Genomic DNA, 20,503 nt, shown 5'->3' on the forward strand with positions numbered 1-20,503 from the left:
GAGTAACACCTATGTATATTATTTTCGATACCGAAACCACCGGATTACCAAGAAGTTACAATGCGCCCATGTCAGATGATGACAATTGGCCAAGGCTGGTTCAGATCGCATGGCAACTTCATGATGCCAAAGGTAAGCTCCTTTCCAACCACAATTACATTGTCAAACCGGAAGGATTTACCATTCCTTACAATGCCGAAAAAGTCCATGGCATCTCTACGGCGCGTGCCACAAAGGAGGGCCATGCTTTGGATAAAGTACTCACGGTTTTTCATGAGGATGTTGAAAAAGCAAACTATCTGGTAGGCCACAACATTGGTTTTGATATCAATGTGGTAGGATCTGAATTTTTGCGCAAGCAAATCCCGATGAAGCTTCAGTCCATGAAGGAAATGGACACCAAAAATCTTTCGACGGATTTTTGCGCACTTCCGGGAGGAAAAGGAGGAAAATATAAATGGCCAACTTTGACGGAATTGCATCACAAACTTTTCGGTAACGGTTTTCAGGATGCCCACGATGCCGCCTATGACGTGGCCGCTACCGCAAAATGTTTTTTTGGGCTGATTACCCAAAAAGTAATATCCCCGGAAAGTGGAATCCTTGTTTCAGAAGTAATTTATGAGGAGCCAATTCTGGATGTGGCAAACTTTGCCAATGCCAAAGACGAGCAAAAAACCGCAGCCAAAGATGTCCTAAAAGCTGCGGGTACTGCCGATATCTCGGTCATGACGGATATGCCTTTTTCACATTTGCATGTCCATACCCAATATTCGGTGCTACAGGCCACATCAGAGATTCCTGCTATGATTGCCTTGGCCAAAGAAATGAAAATGCCCGCCATCGCCATGACCGACCACGGCAACATGATGGCCGCTTTCAATTTTGTAAAAGAAGCATTGGCAAAAGAAGTCAAACCTATCATCGGTTGTGAGTTTAACCTGACCAAGGACAGGAATAACAAAAACCAAAAAGACGACGGATATCAAACCGTTTTGCTTGCCAAAAACAAAAAAGGCTATCATAACCTCGCCAAACTTTCTTCCTACGCCAATATCCAAGGTTATTACTATGTTCCGAGGATTGATAGGGAAGTATTAGTGGAGTACAAATCTGACCTTATCGCTACCACAGGAGGACTTTGGGGAGAGATTCCTTATCTGATTTTGAATGTGGGTGATACTCAGGCCGAGGAGGCTTTTGTCTGGTGGAAAGAACAATTTGGAGAGGACTTTTATGTAGAACTCAACCGGCACGGGATTCCTGAAGAGGAAAAAGTGAATGAGGTTTTGTTGCATTTTGCACACAAGTACGGCGTCAAATATTTCGCAGCCAACAATACCTATTACAACCATAAAAATGACGCCAAGGCCCATGATATTTTACTCTGTGTGAAAGACGGAGAGTTGGTCGAAAAGCCCAAGAAGTACATCGGAAAGCGTGGACGGGAATACCGCTATGGGTTCCCTAATGACGAATTTTATCTGAAGAGTCCTGAGGAGATGAAAAAGCTCTTTGCGGATCTGCCGGAGGCTATCGCATGCACCAACGAGATTGTCGAAAAAATAGAAACCTATAAACTCCAGCGGGATGTTCTGCTTCCCAATTTCCAGATTCCAGACGAATTCAAAAATCCTTTGGATGAGGAAGATGGAGGCAAAAGAGGCGAAAATGCCTATTTGAAATACCTGACCTACGAAGGTGCGAAAAAGCGCTACCCAGTTCTCTCCGACGAAATCAGGGAAAGACTTGACTTTGAATTGGCTACTATTGAGAAAACAGGATACCCAGGTTACTTCCTGATCGTGCAGGATTTTACAGGTGAAGCTAGAAAAATGGGCGTATCAGTAGGTCCGGGAAGGGGCTCCGCGGCTGGTTCTGCAGTTGCTTACTGTACGGGGATTACCAATGTGGATCCCATAGCTTATGACCTACTCTTCGAGAGATTCCTCAATCCGGATAGGGTTTCCCTTCCCGATATTGACATTGACTTTGACGATGAAGGCCGTCAGAAAGTCATCGATTATGTGATCAAAAAATACGGTTCCAATCAGGTAGCCCAGATCATCACTTACGGTACCATGGCTGCCAAATCCGCCATCCGGGATACAGCACGGGTTTTGAACCTGCCTTTGGCTGAAGCCGATAAACTGGCAAAACTTGTCCCCGACATCAAGCTAAAGGCGCTTTTTGACCTCACCAATGATCGGGCAAAATTAGCCGACAAACTCAAGAACAACGGTGAAGATATCGGTAAAGCTGATGAACTGATCCGGATTTACAAAGGTCAAGATGAATTGTCCCGAACCATCAAGCAGGCAACAGTTTTAGAGGGATCAGTGCGGAACCTCGGTATCCATGCATGCGGGGTGATCATTACCCCAGGAGATATTACCAATTATGTCCCTGTAGCTTTGGCCAAAGATTCGGACATGGTCTGCACACAGTTTGACAACTCAGTCGTGGAAAGCGCCGGATTGTTGAAAATGGATTTTTTGGGATTAAAAACCCTGACACTCATCAAAGATGCTGTTAAAATCGTCAAAGAAAGACATGGCATCAGCCTTGACCCGGATGAATTTCCGATCGATGATGTGAAGACTTATGAACTTTTCCAACGAGGAGAAACTGTTGGCATTTTCCAGTATGAATCTGCTGGGATGCAAAAATACATGCGTGAATTAAAGCCCACTGTTTTTGCCGATCTAATAGCCATGAACGCACTCTACAGACCGGGACCATTGGAATATATCCCGAGTTTTATCCGAAGGAAGCACGGTACAGAGCCTATCAGCTATGATTTGGATGACATGAAGGAATACTTGGAGGAAACCTATGGAATCACTGTGTATCAGGAACAGGTCATGTTGCTTTCGCAGAAGTTGGCAGGATTTACCAAAGGCGAAGCTGACGTACTCCGAAAGGCAATGGGTAAGAAGCAGAAGGATGTCTTGGATAAAATGAAACCAAAATTCGTGGAACAGGCTTCTGCAAAAGGCCATGATCCAAAAAAACTGGAGAAAATATGGAAAGATTGGGAAGCATTTGCATCCTATGCTTTCAACAAATCCCACTCTACCTGCTATGCCTGGATAGCATATCAAACTGCCTACCTCAAAGCCCACTATCCTGCAGAGTACATGGCATCTGTCTTGAGCAACAACATGAATGACATCACACAAGTGACTTTCTTCATGGAGGAATGTAAGCGGAGCGGAATCGCAGTGTTAGGTCCTGATATCAATGAATCCAATAATGGATTTACGGTGAACAAAGAAGGTCAGATCCGATTTGGTCTTGCTGCCATCAAAGGTGCAGGGGGAGCGGCTGTAGATACGATAATCGCTGAACGTGAAAAATCAGGACCTTACAAAAATATTTTTGAGTTCTGCAAAAGAGTCAATTCTCGCGCTGTAAACAAAAAAACTTTGGAAGCTTTGGCAATGGCTGGTGGCTTTGATTGCTTCAAAGAACACCACAGAAGACAGTATCTCGAAGCTTTGGAAGGAGATGTGACGGTGTTGGAAAAAGCAACTAAATATGCCCAAAAAGTACAACAGGAAGCTGACAGTTCCCAAGTCAGTCTGTTTGGAGGTGGGTCGGGGATGGAAGTTCCACTTCCCTCGGTGGCACCAATGGAGCCTTTCAGTCAGCTTCAGCAGCTCAATATTGAAAAGGAGGTTGTCGGTCTTTATATTTCCGGACATCCCTTGGACCAATTCAGGGTAGAGATAGAATCTTTTACAAATACCCCCTTGACAGAATTCAATGATATTGACACCTTACGGAAAAAAGGTGAAATCAAGGCCGCCGGTTCTGTAACTTCATTTGCTCATAGGACTACCAAAACCGGAAAGCCATTCGGAACACTGACCATGGAAGATTATCACGGAGCACATACTTTCTTCATTTTTGGAGAAGATTATATCCGATTCAAAGAATATTTCATGAATGGTTGGTTTCTTTACCTGACAGGATCCACACACCTTAACAAATGGAAAGAAAATGAATATGAATTCAAAATCAATTCTATGATGCTGTTGAGCGAGGTTAGGGGAAAAATGGTGAAAGGTCTGCGTGTCAATATTGATCTTGATGACCTGAATTTTGACTTGATGGAAAAACTGGAAGCCATCACCCAAAAATACAAAGGAGATGCAAAACTGTACATCAATGTCATCGATAGCAGGGAAAATATCACCCTGGACCTGATGTCAAAGAGATATTCGGTGGATCCATCCAATGATATGATCAAAGCTCTTGGCCAAATCCCAGAGGTAGTTTATCAAATCATTTAAGCCAATGATTTAAAAGGAAAATAAAGAAATAGTAAGGCCTAATATTTAAGAGAATATTTTAGAACCACCAAACTATTCATTTTGAATACATCATAAATAGATGGTGTGTTTTTTTATATTAGGCAGGAACTTATTCTGAAGGAAAGTGCTTTAGAAGTATATTTGAAAAATTAGAAACATCCAAAAATATAATACAATGGCAAAAGCAATAGAAATTACTGACGCAAACTTTCAAGAAATAATCAATTCCGAGCACCCTGTTTTAGTGGATTTTTGGGCTGAATGGTGTGGTCCTTGCAAAATGATCGGCCCGATCGTAGAGGAACTAGCCGGTGATTATGCAGGAAAAGCGGTGATTGGAAAAGTAGATGTCGACTCCAATCCTTTGGTGGCATCACAGCTTGGAATCAGAAGCATCCCAACTCTTCTTTTCTTTAAAGACGGCAAAATAGTAGACAAGCAGGTAGGTGCAGTTCCAAAAGCAGTTTTATCTCAAAAACTGGACGCTCAACTTTAATTGATATAGAAATTAAAATGATAGCCACGGAGATTCGCTCTTTGTGGCTATTTTTATTTTTGGATAATTTGGATAATGAAAGAAACCCTGATAGACCTTGACCGATTTTTAGCAATGCGGGAAAGCATTCCTATTTTAGATGCCCGGAGTGAAGGTGAGTTTATCCAAGGACATATCCCAGGTTCCATCAATCTTCCTATCCTTAACAATGAGGAAAGGAAAATCGTGGGAACAATTTACAAGCAACAAGGAAATCAGGAGGCCATCATCAAAGGATTTGAACTCGTTGGACCAAGATTTAGCAGTATAATCCAAGAAGCATTGGCACTTTTTCCTGAAAAAAAGATTTTAACCTATTGTTGGCGCGGAGGTATGCGCAGCGAAATCATGTCTTGGCTTCTCAGCATGGCAGGATTTCAGATTTTGCGGTTGAAGGGAGGCTACAAAACATACCGGACACTCACCTATGAAACGGTACATGCAAAAAGAGATTTCATCGTTTTGGGAGGAAAAACAGGTGTTGGAAAAACTGTTTTGCTTCACGGGCTAAAAAAAATGGGGGAATCCGTCATTGACTTAGAAGACCTGGCCAAACATAAAGGTTCTTCATTTGGAGGAATAGGTCAGCCAACCCAACCAAGCATAGAACATTTTGAAAATTTGCTAGCTGAAGAACTTTTCAAAATCCCACTTTCAGAAAAAATATGGATAGAAAATGAAAGCAGGAGAATTGGAAAAGTGAATCTTGCAGATGAACTCTATGCCAATATCATAGCTTCACCTTTGATAGAAATATCCAAATCGGAATCAGAAAGGATCAACCATATTGCTGAAGAATATGCCATCTTGCCTCAAAATGAATTGCTCGAAGCTGTAAAAAGACTCCAGAAAAAATTGGGAGGCAAAAGGACAGCCGAGGCAATTGAAGATATCATTGCACATCGCCATTCTTCATGGATTGCAAATATGCTCGTGTACTATGACAAAACTTATGGCTTTGAACTTGACAGCCATAAAAGAGAACAAAAATTCCCACTAGACTTGAGTAATATGGATATAGAAGAATCTATCCAACAGCTTTTGGCTATAAAACACAACATCCAATGGAAAAACCAACTATCAGATTAACTCAATTCAGTGAAGGTTCAGGCTGCGGTTGTAAAATTGCCCCTGCAGTTTTGGACAGCATCTTAGCCAATAGAAAGTCTGTGGATTTGGTGGATACTCAACTATTGGTGGGGAACTCCTCCAAAGACGATGCCGCTGTATATCAGGTCAATGATACCGTTGCCATGATCAATACAGTTGATTTCTTTACCCCGATCGTTGATGATGCTTACGACTTTGGAAGGATAGCTGCGGCTAATGCTTTATCGGATGTATTTGCCATGGGTGGTCAACCTCTTTTTGCTAATGCAATCTTGAGTTGGCCGGTGGAAAAAATTGACCCCTTATTGGCAAGCGAAGTTTTGGAGGGAGGAAGGGAAATCTGTCATAAGGCAGGTATACCCTTAGCGGGGGGACACAGCATCGCAGCCAAAGATCCGATATTTGGGCTATCGGTGAATGGAATCATTCACCCTGACAACATCAAAACCAACAAAGGTGCGCAGGATGGAGATCTGATTTACATCACAAAGCCCTTAGGGATAGGTGTTTTAGCCACAGCTCTGAAAAGAGACAAGATCAAGGAGGATGATTATACCAATATGATCTTTTATGCTACCAAAATCAACTCGATCGGAAAGGATTTTGGCCTATTGGAGTATGTTCATGCCATGACCGATGTGACAGGTTTTGGGGTTTTAGGGCATTTGGTGGAAATGGCTGAGGGAGCAAGACTCACTGCTGTCATTCAAGGGAATAGTCTACCGTTGATAGAAGGAGTATCGGATTACATCTCCCAATTTGTATTTCCTGACAATACTTACAGGAATTGGAATGCTTATAGCAGCAAATCAGAAGGGATCGTCGGAATGGAATTGGTCAAATTCTGTGATCCGCAGACCAACGGAGGCCTAATGGTTGCTGTCGATCCTAAATCCCAAAAAGTATTTGAATCAGTTCTAGAACAACACCAACAAAAAGCATGGCTGATCGGAGAGTTCAATACCCAATCAGCCACAGTTGTCAAAGTGGTTTAATCAAGAATTTTTACCTTGATATTTCTGTAATAAATCACGCTTTCGGGGTCATGTGCCTGAAGTGCAAATGTTCCCTTATCGATTTTCTTCTCGCCGGCATTGGCAGGTCGGTTTTTATCTTCTGACTCGATGTATTCCATCACAGTTTTGCCATTGATTTTTACTGTGACATGGTCTCCTTTGACGATAATGTGTTCGGTGTACCATTCCCCGTCTTTGACATAGACTTCTTTCACATCATTGAATGAATACAAACTCCCGGTTTTTCTCCAATCTGAATGTGTTTGGTTTACCTGTACTTCATAGCCTTTATTTGGCCATCCTGACTCCTGATATGCGGTGTGGAAAAATATTCCCGAATTGGCCTTAGGCATGGTTTTGACCTCTGCGATGAATTCAAAATTTTTGAACTCCCCATTATTGACATCGCCAACATAGAATGCGTGTGCACGTGGCCCGTCGATTTTGATTTCACCATTGACTACAGCAAAGGAAGACGGGTTTTCTGATATTTTCCATCCATCTAGGTTTTTGCCATTGAACAGGGAAATCCAGCCGTCTTTTTGCGCAAAGGACTGGAATGAGAAAGAAAGTAGAAACAGGATTACAAGGAGCTTTTTCATGGTATAAGGTAAAATGGTTTTAAGGAAAGATAGCGCAAATAATTAAGTCGAGTTCAAGAAAATTGACTGGAAGGGAAAAAATACAATGATTGGCAGAATCTTTATCCCATCAGTCATGCAACGGAGAAACCCCACCTGAAACGATCAGTTTCATGATATCGGCACTTTTGACATTTTTCAAAATTCTCACATTATCTCGAGGTACCAAATATAGATTCCCTGAAAAATTATAACTGTGGGGGAAATAGATGGCAACCAAATTTTCCTCCTCTATAATCGACAAGTCATCCTGTGTGATAAAACCCAATCGGGACATTCCTTCGGACAACTTTACAATTACTGGAGTATTGAATTTCTTCTTGTCGCCCACAAAAGCAGACATTAGGTCTTTGATACTGGTATAAAGAATATTAATCAAAGGAAGCTTAAAAACCCACTTTTCAAAAACGTCAAACAGTGGTTTGGTAATAAATATACTTGCCAAAAAACCAATAAAAGTGATAAAAGCAAGCATAATCAAAATCCCAAGTCCAGGAATTGGAATAGGTAGAATGCCATCCAAAAACTGTATGATCAAATAAATCACATAAATAGTGAGGGCAATAGGAACAACAAACAACAGTCCCCTGAAAAAGTAAGTAATGATTCTTTTATAGGTAAAAGCCATGATTGAACATTTGTCTTAAAAATACAAAAAAATGATTGTTTATTGAGAGATAAATATTCACCCAATAATTCAATCTTCAAATATCATTTCCAAAAGGGCATAAAAAAAACCCGGAAAATTAACCGGGGTTTCAACAATAACTGAAGTTTATTTACAGATCAATTCCCATAAATGACATAAATGCAATGCCCATCAGGCCAGTCAAAAGCATGGTAATACCCAACCCTTTCAGTCCATTTGGAACATTAGAGTATTTAAGTTTTTCCCTGATAGCTGCCAAAGCTACAATCGCAAGGAAAAATCCTGTTCCTGAACCAAAGCCATACACAGTGGCCTCAGCTAAAGTATAATCCCTTTGTGCCATGAACAATGAACCACCCAATATGGCGCAGTTTACCGCAATCAAAGGAAGGAAGATACCCAATGCTCCGTACAAAGCAGGAGCAAATTTTTCAACCACCATTTCTACTAGCTGCACAATGGCTGCAATAATGGCGATAAACATAATGAACCTCAAAAAAGAAAGATCAATAGTGGCAAACGTATCACCTGCCCAAGACAAAGCTCCTTCTTTCAATACATATTCATTCAAAAGCCAGTTGGCCGGTGTGGTCACAGTCAATACAAATATAACCGCTGCTCCAAGACCAAGAGCTGTACTCACTTTTTTGGAAACTGCCAAGAAAGAGCACATCCCCAAAAAGTAAGCGAAAATCATGTTGTCAATAAAAATTGACCGAATACCTAAGCTGAATAATTCCATGTCTGATGATTTAATTAATGTTCAACATAACCTGTTTTGGTACGCTGTACCCAAATGATCAATCCCAAAATGATAAATGCTCCAACAGGAGTTACCATTAGGCCATTTGTAGCAAAGCTGAAATCATCTCCTATAAAGCCTGCGACAGTGTCAAAGACAGGGACTCCGAACACACTGCCCGAACCAAACAACTCCCTGAAAAATGCCACCGCAAGGATAATCCAAGAATATCCCAAAGCAGATCCAAATCCATCAAGAATGGAATCGTAAGGCTTATTTCCCAAAGCAAAAGCTTCAAGTCGGCCCATTACAATACAATTGGTAATAATAAGTCCTACAAACACGGATAATTCCTTGTACATGTCATATGCAAATGCTTTCAGCAATTCACTTACCAAAGTAACCAAAGTGGCCACGACGGCTAACTGAACAATGATCCTAACCCTTGAAGGAATTGTATTCCTCATCAGAGATATTACAAAGTTGGACATGACAACTACGAAAATTACCGAAATGGCCATGATCAGTGTTGGCTGCATTTGTGTAGTAACTGCCAATGCAGAACAGATTCCCAAAACCTGAATGGTAATAGGATTGCTATCTACAAGTGGATCTGAAATTAATTTCTTTCTTCTTTTCGACAAAAGTGCTTCAGCAGGCTTTTTTACTTCTGTCACTGTAGTTTCTGTACTCATTTATTTATAGTTTGAAACGTTCGAGATTTAATTTTCTGCAACAACTTCAGTTTGGTTACCGGATTTTTGACTGCTCAAAAATGAACTATAGTGCTGAAGGTAATTTTTCAACATGTTGTTTACACCATTTGCGGTGATAGTTGCACCGGAAAGGCCATCAACTTTGTGAGTATCACTGGAATAATCTTTCCCTTCGCCTTTTTGCATGGCTACAGATTGAAGATTACCAGATTCGTCAAAAATCTGCTTGCCTTGGAAACGTTGCTGCACGTCAGGGGAGGTAATTCTTGCTCCCAGACCAGGTGTTTCGCCTTTGTGGGAAAAAGTCACCCCTTCTATGGTACTTAGATCAGTCTGTAAAGCGACATAACCCCAAATCTCATCCCAAAGTCCTGCTCCATAAACAGGAAGGATATAGGATTCTGCAGAATCAGGATTTCCTTCTGCGTGAAATATGAATACGGGAAATAACCTGTTTTCAGGAGCCATTTTGTAGTTCTTTCCAACATTGACTTTTTCTGCAACCATTGGACTTCCATCAGGATTTTGGGTTACTTCTTTCCCTTCTATATCCACAACTTTGGATGAAATCCTTGATTCATAAAAGGTCAAAACTTCTTCAGGCTTCATGGCTTTCAGCTGATCACCATCCAATACCGCACCCAAAATTTGTTTTTTGGTATCCAATTCTTCGGCTTTTCTCTGCAAAGGGCCCAATACTTGGGAAGTTCCCGAGAGCAATAATCCCAATACTACAGTCAGTATTATGGAGAATGTGATAATATATGTGTTAGACTGTTGCACGTTGTAACCTCCTATTCTTATTAGCTTTAACTACATAATAATCAATCAATGGCGCAAAGACGTTCATAAAAAGAACAGCTAGCATAATTCCTTCCGGATAAGCAGGGTTTGTTACACGGATGATTACTGTCAAAAATCCGATTAACAAACCATAAATCCATTTTCCGGTTTCTGTCTGTGCGGCTGATACCGGGTCTGTTGCCATAAATACGATACCGAAGGCAAGTCCACCCATTACCCAATGGTATTCAGGTGACATGGCCATATATTCATTTACTGCAAAGATATTCATCACTAATCCCATGATATAGGCTCCTGCAAAACCGCTGACAATAATTTTCCAGCTCGCAACACCTGTTCCTATCAAAATGGCTGCTCCTAATAATGCCATTAGGGTCGAAGTTTCACCAATGGAACCAGGAATCCATCCCATAAATAAATTGGAAAAACTAAAAAGCCCATCGCCCAGCACCGTGTTATGTTCAGCCAAAGCCTGTGAAACAGGTTGACCTTCTACCCCGGCATTGTAAGCCACTGCCAAAGCAGTAGCTCCAGAAAATCCATCAACAGGCGTTTTATCCCCCATATAAGTCCATACCTGATCGCCTGATATCTGTGCTGGGTAGGCAAAATACAAGAAAGCTCTAGCAGTCATGGCCACGTTCAAGATGTTCATTCCTGTCCCTCCGAATACTTCTTTTCCGATCACAACCGCAAAAATCGTAGCCAAAGCAACCTGCCACAACGGTATTGCAGGAGGCATGACCAATGCAATCAACATCCCGGTGACAAGGTAACCCTCACTGATGGGGTGGTTTCTAATCACACAGAAGGTAAACTCAGTCCCCAATCCAACAGCATAAGAAACGATCAATATTGGTAGTACAGAGATTGCACCGATTACAGCTTTATCAAGCCAAGTTGCTTCCTCTCCTGACATCAAAAAGTGCTGATGTCCAACATTGAGGATTCCGAATAAAAGCGCCGGTACCATGGCAATCACCACTGTAATCATCACTCTTTTCAAATCCACAGCGTCCTTTATTTGGGCACCTTTTGGACCGGTAGTCAAGTCAGGGGCAAAAGCAATTGTCCTATGACCTTCATATAATGTGTGAAATTTTTCCCATTTACCTCCCTTTTCAAAGTTTGGCTTGAGATTATCGAACAGATTTTGTAAAAACTTCATATGTTAACTATACATTAATAATTCAATACCATTTCTAACCAGTTTTTGCAATTCATTTTTGGAGGGATCGATAAATTCACAAATCGCAACATCTTCTTCGATCACTTCATAAAGTCCAAGCTCTTCCATCTCATCAAAATCTTCAGAAACTATTGCCTTAAACAGGTAGGTAGGAAGAATATCCATAGGAAGAACTTTTTCAAAAGCTCCGGTCACGACAAATGGTCTTTCCTCGCCATGGGCATTGGTGTCTACTACATACTCCTTGCTTCTATTCAAGAAGGAAAGAAGGCCTAAAGCCTTATGAAAACTCAATTTAGTAGAACTTGGTTTTAGCCATCCCAAAAACTCCTCATAATCCCCTTCGGGAATTAGGGTGATCTGATTGGCATAATAACCTAAATATCCGTCTGGAGCTATTTTTTCGCCTGTAAGGACATTTCCTGATACAACCCTTATATGGTCATTTTTAATATTTCCATTTACCAAAGTATCTACACAGGCACCGATAAAGGTTTTAGCATAAGCTGCAATTTTTGCTTCAGAACCGGTAACTGCTACAATTTTGGAAGCATCATATTTTCCTTCAATGAAAAGCTTGCCTATCTGGACCACACCAAAAGGGCTGATCGTCCAAATTATCTCTCCTTTATTGATTGGATCTATGTGATGGATATGGACTCCAACGTTTCCTGCAGGATGCTGACCTGAAAATTTATTGACCTGAATTCCTTGAACATTGGTAAAAACAGGCGCAATCTCAGCATCAAGTTCAAGACCGAGGTGAACTTTGCCGGATGTCAGTTTTTGTAGAACCAAAACGCCTGCCTGAAAATATTTTTCTTCTCCTTTTAAAGTAAAGGCATAATCAGGTGACAGTGGGTTGGTGTCAAATCCTGAAATAAATATTGATTTGGGTGAATCCTGCGGGTTTGCTACAATTCCAAATGGTCTTTGGATTAACTGTGGCCATACACCGCCTTTGCAAAGCTGGGCTATAGCCGATTCCTTGGTGAGGGTTTTTATGGAAGATTCTGTGAATTTTTCGAAAGATTCAAAGGTGATTTCAGCGTCCGCAAGGATTTTGATTTCCAACAGTTTTCTCTTTTCTCCTCTTTTGATTTCAACTATTTCACCAGAAACAGGGGCGACATATTGCACGCTTTCCATTGCTTTATCAAACAAAATCGGGGTTCCCGCTTTTACAGAATCTCCTTCATTTACAGTGACTTTGGGCCTTTGCATCCCCATAAAATCAGCAGGTTTGATGGCAAACGTTTTGGCCCTTTTGAAATCCCCGAGCTGTTTTTCAGCTTTTCCGGCGAGCTTAATATCAAATCCTTTCTTAAGCTTTATTGTTTTTGACATATGAATTGTGAACTATATGGTCTATATAAAACGCCTCAAATCTAATAAAATACATCAGTTATTAGAAGATAATTCTGGTAATATTTGTGAGTTTTCGCACAGTAATCAAAGGTTTTATTTGAATGGAAGCATGGTCAATTTTCCAACACCATGCCTTGTTCCAGGGATTGGATATGCTGCATCACTCGCTCCATCAGCCACATAGGTGTAGAAGTAGCACCGCATATACCTACTTTGTCCTCAGGGCTAAACCAAGACGGGTCGATTTCTGTTTCGTTTTCAACAAAATAACTCCTGCTGTTTTCAGCTAGACAAACCTGATACAGCGCCCTTCCGTTTGAGCTTTTTTTGCCTGAGACAAATAATATGACATCATTTTCTTTAGAAAATCGCTGAAGTTGCGGTTCCCTATTGGAAACCTGTCTGCAAATAGAGTCATTGGCGTTGAAATCAACCTCAGATAACTCACCCTTCTCTGCCTTGATTCTTTCCTCTATTTTGGATTTCAATTCATAAAAACCTTTCGTGCTTTTTGTAGTCTGACTAAAAAGGGTTACCGGTCGGCTGTAATCAACTTTGTCCAAATCTTTGTCTTCCATGACCACGATGGCTTTTTCCAATGTCTGTCCGGTGAGCCCGATAACTTCTGCATGACCTTTTTTGCCATAGATGACAATCTGACCCTGTTCACGTTCCATTTTATCAAAAGCTGTCTTTACCCTGTGTTGTAATTTCAACACAACCGGACACGAAGCATCTATGAGCTCGATGTTATTCTCAATTGCCGTTCTGTAGGTTTCCGGTGGTTCACCATGGGCTCTTATCAAAACTTTGCAATCTGTTAAATTCTGAAGTTGCTCTCTATCGATCACCACCAATCCTTTTTCGCTTAGGCGCTTCACTTCCATATCATTGTGGACAATATCCCCAAGGCAATAGAGTTTTTCAGACACTTCCATTTCGTCCTCCGCCATTTTGATGGCAAACTCAACTCCAAAACAATAGCCTGAATTTTTGTCAATGGTCACTTCCATAGTCAAAACATTAAATGCCGATTTTTTCTTTGGCGAATAATACAATCTGATTTACCTGATCTTCAAATTCCAACAAACTCGTGTCCAATTCTACGGCGTCTTCTGCTTTTCGGAGGGGACTTTCCAGTCTTGTAGTATCTATGTGATCTCTTTCTGCTAGATTTTGCACTATTTTTTCAAGCGCTACCAACTCCCCTCTTTCAAGGAGTTCCTTTTGACGTCTTTCAGCGCGGATATTCAAATCCGCAGACATAAATATTTTTAATTCGGCAGTAGGAAATACCACTGTTCCGATATCCCTGCCATCCATGACCACACCTTTCTTTTTACCCATTTTTTGCTGTTGGGCGACTAGTTCGGTCCTTACCTCTTTGATCTTACTGACTTCACTTACATAATCAGAAACCCGCATGGACCTGATTTCATCCTCTACGTTCAATCCGTTCAGATAGGTTTCCTGCTTTCCATTATCAGGATTAAGGTGAAAGGAGATTTCAAGAGATTCGAGATATTTATTGACCTCTTTGGGATTGGAAAGGACAACGTGGTTGTTTAAAAAATGCAATGTTGCAGCCCTGTACATAGCTCCGGAATCGATATAGGTATAACCCAAAATCTGAGCCACAGCTTTAGCAGTAGAACTTTTGCCACATCCTGAATATCCGTCAATTGCGATTACAATTTTCTGCATCAAATAAAAGTAGCCTTGGCTTTTTTTAATTTCAGGCGCAAATATAGTAGTTTTAAATCTATTTCCTTTCCAATATGTATGTATTACAAAACTTGGTAAGGCTAATTCATAATATCGTAAACATATATTTTCAATCTTTCAAAAACATTCCATTATGGGTAATTTTCATGTCCTCGGACAGCTTGTTGATATTTCAAACCGAGAGATATTTTCTGCGGAAATTTCTGTGGAAAAAGGCAAAATTGTATCCATCCGAAAAGTTGCTGAAGACAAAACACTTCCCTTTCTCCTACCGGGTTTCATTGATGCTCATGTTCATATAGAGTCTTCTATGCTAGTTCCTTCAGAATTTGCAAGATTGGCTGTGCCCCATGGAACTGTTGCGACTGTTTCAGATCCGCACGAAATCGCCAATGTCTGTGGTATGGAAGGAATCAATTATATGATCGACAATGGAAATCAGGTTCCATTTAAATTTTATTTTGGCGCACCATCCTGCGTTCCTGCTACTCCCTTTGAAACTGCCGGAGCGGAAATAAGCGTAACGGATATCCATGATCTCTTGGAGAGAAAAGAAATAAGCTACCTCGCAGAGATGATGAATTGGCCTGGAACGGTCCACAGGGATCCAATTGTCATGGAAAAAATTGCTCTTGCAAAGCAACATGGAAAACCTGTTGACGGACACGCACCCGGACTTAGGGGTGAAGTGGCTGCTCAATATGCATCCGCAGGTATCACTACAGACCACGAATGTTTTACTTTAGAAGAGGCTTTGGACAAAGTAAAGTTGGGGATGAAAATCTCCATCCGTGAAGGCAGCGCTGCCAAAAATTTCGTTGCACTGATCGATATCATCGATGACTATCCTGACATGGTGATGTTTTGCTCGGACGACAAGCATCCGGACAACCTCGCCATAAGCCATATCAATGAACTTGTCGTGCGGGCAGTAGCCAACGGAAAGAATGTCTTTGATGTTTTGAAAGCTGCATGCATCACGCCAGTACAGCATTACAACATGGACGTCGGTCAACTGCAACTCGGTGATCCTGCGGATTTCATTATTGTCGAAGACCTGAGGGATTTTAAAGTCTTCCAAACATATATCGATGGACAGCTGGTGGCAGAAAATGGAAAAACTTTAATCCCCCGAATCTATAATCCCATTATCAACAACTTCAATACAGGATTAAAGACTGTTGAAAATTTTAAATTATTGGCAAAAGGAAACAAAGTCCGGGTAATCAGCGCTTTGGACGGACAGCTTATCACTCCTGAGCTCCAAGGTGAAATTCTTATTAAGGAAGGCTTTGCCGAATCAAACCCCCTATCTGATATTCTAAAATTGACGGTTGTCAACCGTTACCAAGAGGCAATGCCTGCCATTGCTTTTATCAAAAACTTCGGATTGAAATCCGGAGCAATTGCTTCTTCAGTCGGCCATGATTCACACAATATCATTGCAGTCGGTGTAGACGACGCTTCCATTTGCCGTGCGGTGAATTTACTGATCCAAGAAAAAGGCGGTATTTCTGCTGTCAACGAAAAAGAAGAAATGGTTTTGCCTTTGCCTGTGGGAGGAATCATGTCTCCAAATGACGGATATGAAGTCGCGCAAGCTTATACAAACATCGACAAAATGGCGAAGGACATGGGTTCATTTCTCAAATCCCCTTTTATGACATTGAGTTTTATGGCACTATTGGTCATTCCCGATCTCAAACTCAGCGACAAAGGATTGTTTGACGGTCAGCGATTTGAGTTTGTGGACGTGTTTCTATCCTAGCCTTCAACCAGTTGTATAAAAACTTTTCAACTTTTGATCAAAATTAAATTTTGCTATTTTCCCTATTTCCTCACAGAAATATCACAAAGCCTTAGACTCAAAATCAGAAATTGCCTTAGATGTCAAACAGAGGCTTTTAGGCTGAAATCCAGAAAATAAGTCAAACCTTCCCCATGAACAGGAAGTTTGTAACTTAGGACATGTAAACCCAAATATTAAAAAATAGAATTATGATGAATTTTGAGCTCAATGAAAATCAGGCGATGATCGCCAAGATGATTCGCGACTTTGGAGCAAAGGAGATTACCCCATTCAGGAAAGAATGGGATGACAAGCAGATTTTTCCACTAGAACTTTTCAAAAAACTTGGCCATCTCGGATTGATGGGCGTCCTTGTCCCAACAGAGTATGGAGGTTCAGGTTTCGGCTACTTTGAATATGTAACAGCGATTGCCGAATTATCAAAATTGGATCCGTCGGTCGGTTTGTCCATGGCGGCGCACAATTCACTTTGCACCAACCATATCCTGATGTTTGGCAATGAAGCCCAGAAGCAGAAATATATTCCCAAGTTGGCCACCTGCGAATTGCTTGGAGCTTGGGGATTGACGGAACCGAACACCGGTTCTGATGCAGGAAATATGAGAACAGTGGCTGTTAAGGAAGGCGACCACTACATCATCAACGGCGCAAAAAATTTCATTACACATGGGATTTCCGGTGATGTAGCTGTGGTAATCGCAAGGACCGGGGAAATAGGTGATTCGCACGGGATGACTGCTTTCGTGGTAGAAAAGGGAACCCCAGGATTCAAAGGCGGAAGAAAAGAAGACAAACTCGGCATGCGTGCTTCGGAGACTGCCGAGATGATTTTTGAAGATTGTAGGGTTCACGAAAGTCAGATTTTGGGTGAGGTTGGAGACGGTTTTATCCAGTCCATGAAAGTGTTGGACGGGGGAAGAATCTCTATTGCGGCACTTTCATTGGGCATCGCTGAAGGGGCTTTGGAAGCGTCCATCCAATATTCCAAAGAACGTCACCAATTCAATAAACCGATCAACAGCTTTCAGGGAATTTCTTTCAAATTGGCAGACATGGCCACCCAAATAGAAGCTGCAAAGCTATTGACTTTCAAAGCAGCAGCCTTAAAAAACAAAGGCCAAAAAGTGACTTTGGAAGGTGCACAGGCGAAGTATTATGCATCTGAAGTAGCGGTATCTGTTTCCAATGAAGCAGTTCAGATATTTGGTGGATATGGCTTTACCAAAGATTATCCGGTGGAGAAATACTACAGAGACTCCAAACTTTGTACTATCGGAGAAGGAACATCAGAGATCCAAAAGATTGTGATTGCTAGGGAGGTACTTAGATAGAAAAAAAATAACCCTCCTAGGAACAAATTCCTTGGAGGGTCTTTATAAAAATTCCTAAAAAATATTCCATTCTGTACAATTTAGGAATTCAATCCCAAATTTGTACAGGTCCTTTTATCAGCATACCCAAATTCTTTGTATGGAAAACTCATTTTGAACATGTTTTCTAAAAATTCTCTAATTTATTTTTTATACCTGCAGAAAAACGAAGAAAAAAAACCCTCAGTCTCAGGACCAAGGGTTTTTATAAATTTTGCTTTCTCGCTTCTCGTATCTCGCTTCCCGCTTCTCTTTTCAAACCAGATTCCCTTCACCCAACAAAAGAAAAATTCCGGCAGCCATAGCTGCACCGAGAATCGGTCCCAATATCGGAACCCATGAATAGGCCCAATCACTAGTTCCTTTACCTTTGATCGGTAGCAATTGGTGCATTAACCTCGGTCCAAAATCTCTTGCAGGATTGATGGCATAGCCCGTCGTACCACCCAAAGCCAATCCGATCACCCACACCAAAAAAGCCACCGGCAATGCGCCAAGAGCCCCTAGACCAATCGGTATTTGCTCACCGTCGGTATATTGTATCACAGGATTGGTGGAATATAGGATTACGATGATCAAAACGGATGTTCCGATAATTTCAGAAAATAGGTTGGAAGGTAAGTTCCGGATGGCAGGTGAAGTTCCAAAAGGAGCAAACTTCGATCCTGGATCTTCGGTGACATCAAAGTGGTCTTTATACACGAGCCAAGCAATACCAGAACCAAACATCGCACCCAAAACCTGGGCGAAAATATAACCGGGAACCATCGCCCAATCGAAAAGACCTGCAATGGCCAATCCAATACTTACGGCAGGATTGAGATGCGCGCCGCTGTGCGGACCTGCCACGACAACCCCAATAAATACTCCCAATGCCCAAGCCGTGGTAATCACCATCCAACCGGCATTGTTTCCTTTGGTTTTGTTCAAAACCACGTTGGCGACGACTCCCGAACCCATAGTAATCAGGAGTGAAGTACCGACAAATTCCGCTATCAAAGTATCCATTATTCTACCCAGTTTTTAGAACGTTCAACTGCCTTATGCCAAAAGTGAAGGAAATAATCAACTTTTTCCACTTCCATCTTTGGTTCAAAATCCTTGTCTGATTCCCAAAGTGCCTGTAACTCTTCCTCGGATTCCCAAAAACCTACAGCCAAACCTGCCAAAAAAGCCGCTCCAATCGCTGTCGTTTCTATGATTTTGGGCCTTTTGATTTTGGTCTGCAGAATATCTGACTGGAACTGCATTAGGAAATTGTTTGCTGTAGCGCCTCCGTCAACACGCAATTCTTTGATAGGGGCGCCACTGTCTTTTTGCATCGCATCCAACACATCCCTAACCTGATAGGCTATGGCTTCCAAAGCGGCACGGGTCATGTGCGCGATTGTTGTCCCACGGGTAATTCCAAAAAAAGCACCTCGGGCATTTTGGTCCCAATGCGGTGCACCTAGACCTGCCATCGCAGGCACAAAATAAACACCGTCATTGTCTTTGAGACTTTGCGCCAGTTCCTCACTTTCTTTGGCATGTCCAAAAAGTTCAATACCATCCCTAAGCCATTGGATAGCAGCTCCGCCGATAAAGACCGACCCCTCCAATGCGTAGTTGACTTTCCCGTTGACTTCCCATGCAATGGTCGTTAGCAATTTGTTGTTAGACTTTACAGGTAACTCACCGGTATTCATCATCAAAAAACAACCTGTTCCATAAGTAGTCTTTCCCATTCCCGGTTGGGTACACAACTGTCCAAAAAGTGCAGCTTGCTGATCACCTGCCATACCTGCAATTGGAATTTGCACCGGAAATAGGGATTCTGAAGTATGTCCATAAACCTCTGAGCTTGATTTCACTTCAGGCAATAAGGAGACCGGAATGTCGAAAAGTGAGAGTAGTTCTGTGTCCCATTTTTTTTCAAATATGTTGAAAAGCATGGTTCGACTGGCATTTGACACGTCTGTGACATGAACCTTCTTGTGGGTCAGGTTCCAAACTAACCAAGTGTCCACGGTGCCAAAAGCCAATTCTCCGTTTTCAGCCTTTTCTCTGGCCCCTTCGACATTGTCAAGCAGCCATTTGATCTTGGTGGCTGAAAAATAGGCATCCAACACCAAGCCGGTTTTGGAGGCAACCATTTCTTCTTTACCCTCTGCTTTGAGTTGGTCAACATAGGCCGAGGTCCTGCGATCCTGCCACACGATGGCATTGTAGATGGGTTTTCCTGTTTTCCTATCCCAAATAATAGTGGTTTCCCTTTGGTTGGTGATTCCAATGGCAGCAATATTTTTGGCTTTGATACCACCTTTGGCTAAGGACTCTGCCAAAACCGAAGATTGGGTGGACCAAATCTCCATGGGGTCATGTTCTACCCATCCGGATTTTGGAAAATGCTGTTTGAAAGCTCTTTGGGCAACACTTACTATTTCGCCCTGTTTGTTAAAAATGATGGACCGTGAACTAGTCGTTCCTTGGTCCAAGGACATGATGTACTGGGTATTTTGGGTCATTG

The 20,503-nt window shown here is 41.7% G+C and carries 17 protein-coding genes; 6 read left to right on the plus strand and 11 right to left on the minus strand.

Going from position 1 to position 20,503, the window contains the following annotated elements; all coding sequences use genetic code 11:
- The first annotated feature begins 11 nt into the window (after window positions 1-11).
- The 4 genes from dnaE (at window position 12) to selD (ending at window position 6,959) form a co-directional block, all read left to right on the plus strand.
- Complete coding sequence (dnaE, locus tag NK987_RS10685; protein WP_259263839.1) at window positions 12-4,298, plus strand: DNA polymerase III subunit alpha; 4,287 nt, start codon at window positions 12-14, stop codon at window positions 4,296-4,298.
- Between the two features lie 196 nt (window positions 4,299-4,494).
- Window positions 4,495-4,815: a thioredoxin gene (trxA, locus tag NK987_RS10690; RefSeq protein WP_258425179.1), complete on the plus strand. Its 321-nt coding sequence runs from the start codon at window positions 4,495-4,497 to the stop codon at window positions 4,813-4,815.
- A 75-nt stretch (window positions 4,816-4,890) separates the two neighbouring features.
- The gene (gene mnmH / locus NK987_RS10695; protein WP_259263840.1) at window positions 4,891-5,943 is read left to right on the plus strand and encodes a tRNA 2-selenouridine(34) synthase MnmH; all 1,053 of its coding nucleotides are present in this window, start codon (window positions 4,891-4,893) and stop codon (window positions 5,941-5,943) included.
- Window positions 5,919-6,959 carry a selenide, water dikinase SelD gene (gene selD, locus NK987_RS10700; protein ID WP_259263841.1) on the plus strand — a complete coding sequence of 347 codons (1,041 nt, stop codon included), beginning with the start codon at window positions 5,919-5,921 and terminating at the stop codon, window positions 6,957-6,959. The genes mnmH and selD overlap by 25 nt, the downstream gene beginning before the upstream one ends.
- Here selD and NK987_RS10705 read toward each other — a convergent pair.
- The 9 genes from NK987_RS10705 to cmk form a co-directional block, all read right to left on the minus strand.
- Window positions 6,956-7,582, minus strand: a complete 627-nt coding sequence (locus NK987_RS10705) for a 3-keto-disaccharide hydrolase (protein WP_259263842.1) — start codon at window positions 7,580-7,582, stop codon at window positions 6,956-6,958. The two genes, selD and NK987_RS10705, sit on opposite strands and share 4 nt — an antisense overlap.
- Window positions 7,583-7,691: 109 nt before the next feature.
- Window positions 7,692-8,249 carry a DUF502 domain-containing protein gene (locus tag NK987_RS10710; protein ID WP_258425183.1) on the minus strand — a complete coding sequence of 186 codons (558 nt, stop codon included), beginning with the start codon at window positions 8,247-8,249 and terminating at the stop codon, window positions 7,692-7,694.
- A 151-nt stretch (window positions 8,250-8,400) separates the two neighbouring features.
- Complete coding sequence (gene nqrE, locus NK987_RS10715; RefSeq protein WP_258425184.1) at window positions 8,401-9,012, minus strand: NADH:ubiquinone reductase (Na(+)-transporting) subunit E; 612 nt, start codon at window positions 9,010-9,012, stop codon at window positions 8,401-8,403.
- A gap of 14 nt (window positions 9,013-9,026) precedes the next feature.
- A complete protein-coding gene (locus NK987_RS10720; protein WP_258425185.1) occupies window positions 9,027-9,707 on the minus strand; it encodes an NADH:ubiquinone reductase (Na(+)-transporting) subunit D in 681 nt (226 codons plus the stop codon).
- A gap of 27 nt (window positions 9,708-9,734) precedes the next feature.
- Window positions 9,735-10,511, minus strand: a complete 777-nt coding sequence (gene nqrC / locus NK987_RS10725) for an NADH:ubiquinone reductase (Na(+)-transporting) subunit C (protein WP_259263843.1) — start codon at window positions 10,509-10,511, stop codon at window positions 9,735-9,737.
- Window positions 10,498-11,700, minus strand: coding sequence for an NADH:ubiquinone reductase (Na(+)-transporting) subunit B (locus NK987_RS10730; protein ID WP_259263844.1), 1,203 nt, complete (start codon window positions 11,698-11,700; stop codon window positions 10,498-10,500). Before NK987_RS10730 ends, nqrC begins: the two co-directional genes overlap by 14 nt.
- Before the next feature lie 3 nt (window positions 11,701-11,703).
- A complete protein-coding gene (locus NK987_RS10735; RefSeq protein ID WP_259263845.1) occupies window positions 11,704-13,068 on the minus strand; it encodes a Na(+)-translocating NADH-quinone reductase subunit A in 1,365 nt (454 codons plus the stop codon).
- A 134-nt stretch (window positions 13,069-13,202) separates the two neighbouring features.
- Window positions 13,203-14,102 carry a 4-hydroxy-3-methylbut-2-enyl diphosphate reductase gene (locus NK987_RS10740; protein ID WP_259264046.1) on the minus strand — a complete coding sequence of 300 codons (900 nt, stop codon included), beginning with the start codon at window positions 14,100-14,102 and terminating at the stop codon, window positions 13,203-13,205.
- 10 nt (window positions 14,103-14,112) lie between these two features.
- Entirely contained in the window at window positions 14,113-14,793 is a 681-nt protein-coding gene (gene cmk, locus NK987_RS10745; RefSeq protein WP_259263846.1) for a (d)CMP kinase, read from the minus strand.
- Window positions 14,794-14,947: 154 nt separating this feature from the next.
- Here cmk and ade point away from each other — a divergent pair, with 154 nt between their 5' ends.
- Together ade and NK987_RS10755 are read left to right on the plus strand one after the other, a co-directional pair.
- Entirely contained in the window at window positions 14,948-16,582 is a 1,635-nt protein-coding gene (ade, locus tag NK987_RS10750; RefSeq protein WP_259263847.1) for an adenine deaminase, read from the plus strand.
- A gap of 233 nt (window positions 16,583-16,815) precedes the next feature.
- Entirely contained in the window at window positions 16,816-17,955 is a 1,140-nt protein-coding gene (locus NK987_RS10755; RefSeq protein ID WP_259264047.1) for an acyl-CoA dehydrogenase family protein, read from the plus strand.
- Window positions 17,956-18,249: 294 nt separating this feature from the next.
- Here the strand turns inward: NK987_RS10755 and NK987_RS10760 are convergent, their stop codons facing one another.
- A complete protein-coding gene (locus tag NK987_RS10760) occupies window positions 18,250-19,002 on the minus strand; it encodes an MIP/aquaporin family protein (protein ID WP_259263848.1) in 753 nt (250 codons plus the stop codon).
- The gene (gene glpK, locus NK987_RS10765; RefSeq protein ID WP_259263849.1) at window positions 19,002-20,501 is read right to left on the minus strand and encodes a glycerol kinase GlpK; all 1,500 of its coding nucleotides are present in this window, start codon (window positions 20,499-20,501) and stop codon (window positions 19,002-19,004) included. Before glpK ends, NK987_RS10760 begins: the two co-directional genes overlap by 1 nt.
- Window positions 20,502-20,503: the final 2 nt, after the last annotated feature.

The sequence above is a fragment of the Aquiflexum gelatinilyticum genome, assembly GCF_024813435.1.
Taxonomy (GTDB): Bacteria; Bacteroidota; Bacteroidia; order Cytophagales; family Cyclobacteriaceae; genus Cognataquiflexum; species Cognataquiflexum gelatinilyticum.

Excerpts from the sequence above, each read along its gene's own strand:
- dnaE (WP_259263839.1), top strand. The coding sequence starts at position 12 with ATGTATATTATTTTCGATACCGAAACCACCGGATTACCAAGAAGTTAC.
- trxA (WP_258425179.1), top strand. The coding sequence starts at position 4,495 with ATGGCAAAAGCAATAGAAATTACTGACGCAAACTTTCAAGAAATAATC.
- mnmH (WP_259263840.1), top strand. The coding sequence starts at position 4,891 with ATGAAAGAAACCCTGATAGACCTTGACCGATTTTTAGCAATGCGGGAA.
- selD (WP_259263841.1), top strand. The coding sequence starts at position 5,919 with ATGGAAAAACCAACTATCAGATTAACTCAATTCAGTGAAGGTTCAGGC.
- NK987_RS10705 (WP_259263842.1), bottom strand. The coding sequence starts at position 7,582 with ATGAAAAAGCTCCTTGTAATCCTGTTTCTACTTTCTTTCTCATTCCAG.
- NK987_RS10710 (WP_258425183.1), bottom strand. The coding sequence starts at position 8,249 with ATGGCTTTTACCTATAAAAGAATCATTACTTACTTTTTCAGGGGACTG.
- nqrE (WP_258425184.1), bottom strand. The coding sequence starts at position 9,012 with ATGGAATTATTCAGCTTAGGTATTCGGTCAATTTTTATTGACAACATG.
- NK987_RS10720 (WP_258425185.1), bottom strand. The coding sequence starts at position 9,707 with ATGAGTACAGAAACTACAGTGACAGAAGTAAAAAAGCCTGCTGAAGCA.
- NK987_RS10730 (WP_259263844.1), bottom strand. The coding sequence starts at position 11,700 with ATGAAGTTTTTACAAAATCTGTTCGATAATCTCAAGCCAAACTTTGAA.
- NK987_RS10735 (WP_259263845.1), bottom strand. The coding sequence starts at position 13,068 with ATGTCAAAAACAATAAAGCTTAAGAAAGGATTTGATATTAAGCTCGCC.
- NK987_RS10740 (WP_259264046.1), bottom strand. The coding sequence starts at position 14,102 with ATGGAAGTGACCATTGACAAAAATTCAGGCTATTGTTTTGGAGTTGAG.
- cmk (WP_259263846.1), bottom strand. The coding sequence starts at position 14,793 with ATGCAGAAAATTGTAATCGCAATTGACGGATATTCAGGATGTGGCAAA.
- ade (WP_259263847.1), top strand. The coding sequence starts at position 14,948 with ATGGGTAATTTTCATGTCCTCGGACAGCTTGTTGATATTTCAAACCGA.
- NK987_RS10755 (WP_259264047.1), top strand. The coding sequence starts at position 16,816 with ATGAATTTTGAGCTCAATGAAAATCAGGCGATGATCGCCAAGATGATT.
- NK987_RS10760 (WP_259263848.1), bottom strand. The coding sequence starts at position 19,002 with ATGGATACTTTGATAGCGGAATTTGTCGGTACTTCACTCCTGATTACT.
- glpK (WP_259263849.1), bottom strand. The coding sequence starts at position 20,501 with ATGACCCAAAATACCCAGTACATCATGTCCTTGGACCAAGGAACGACT.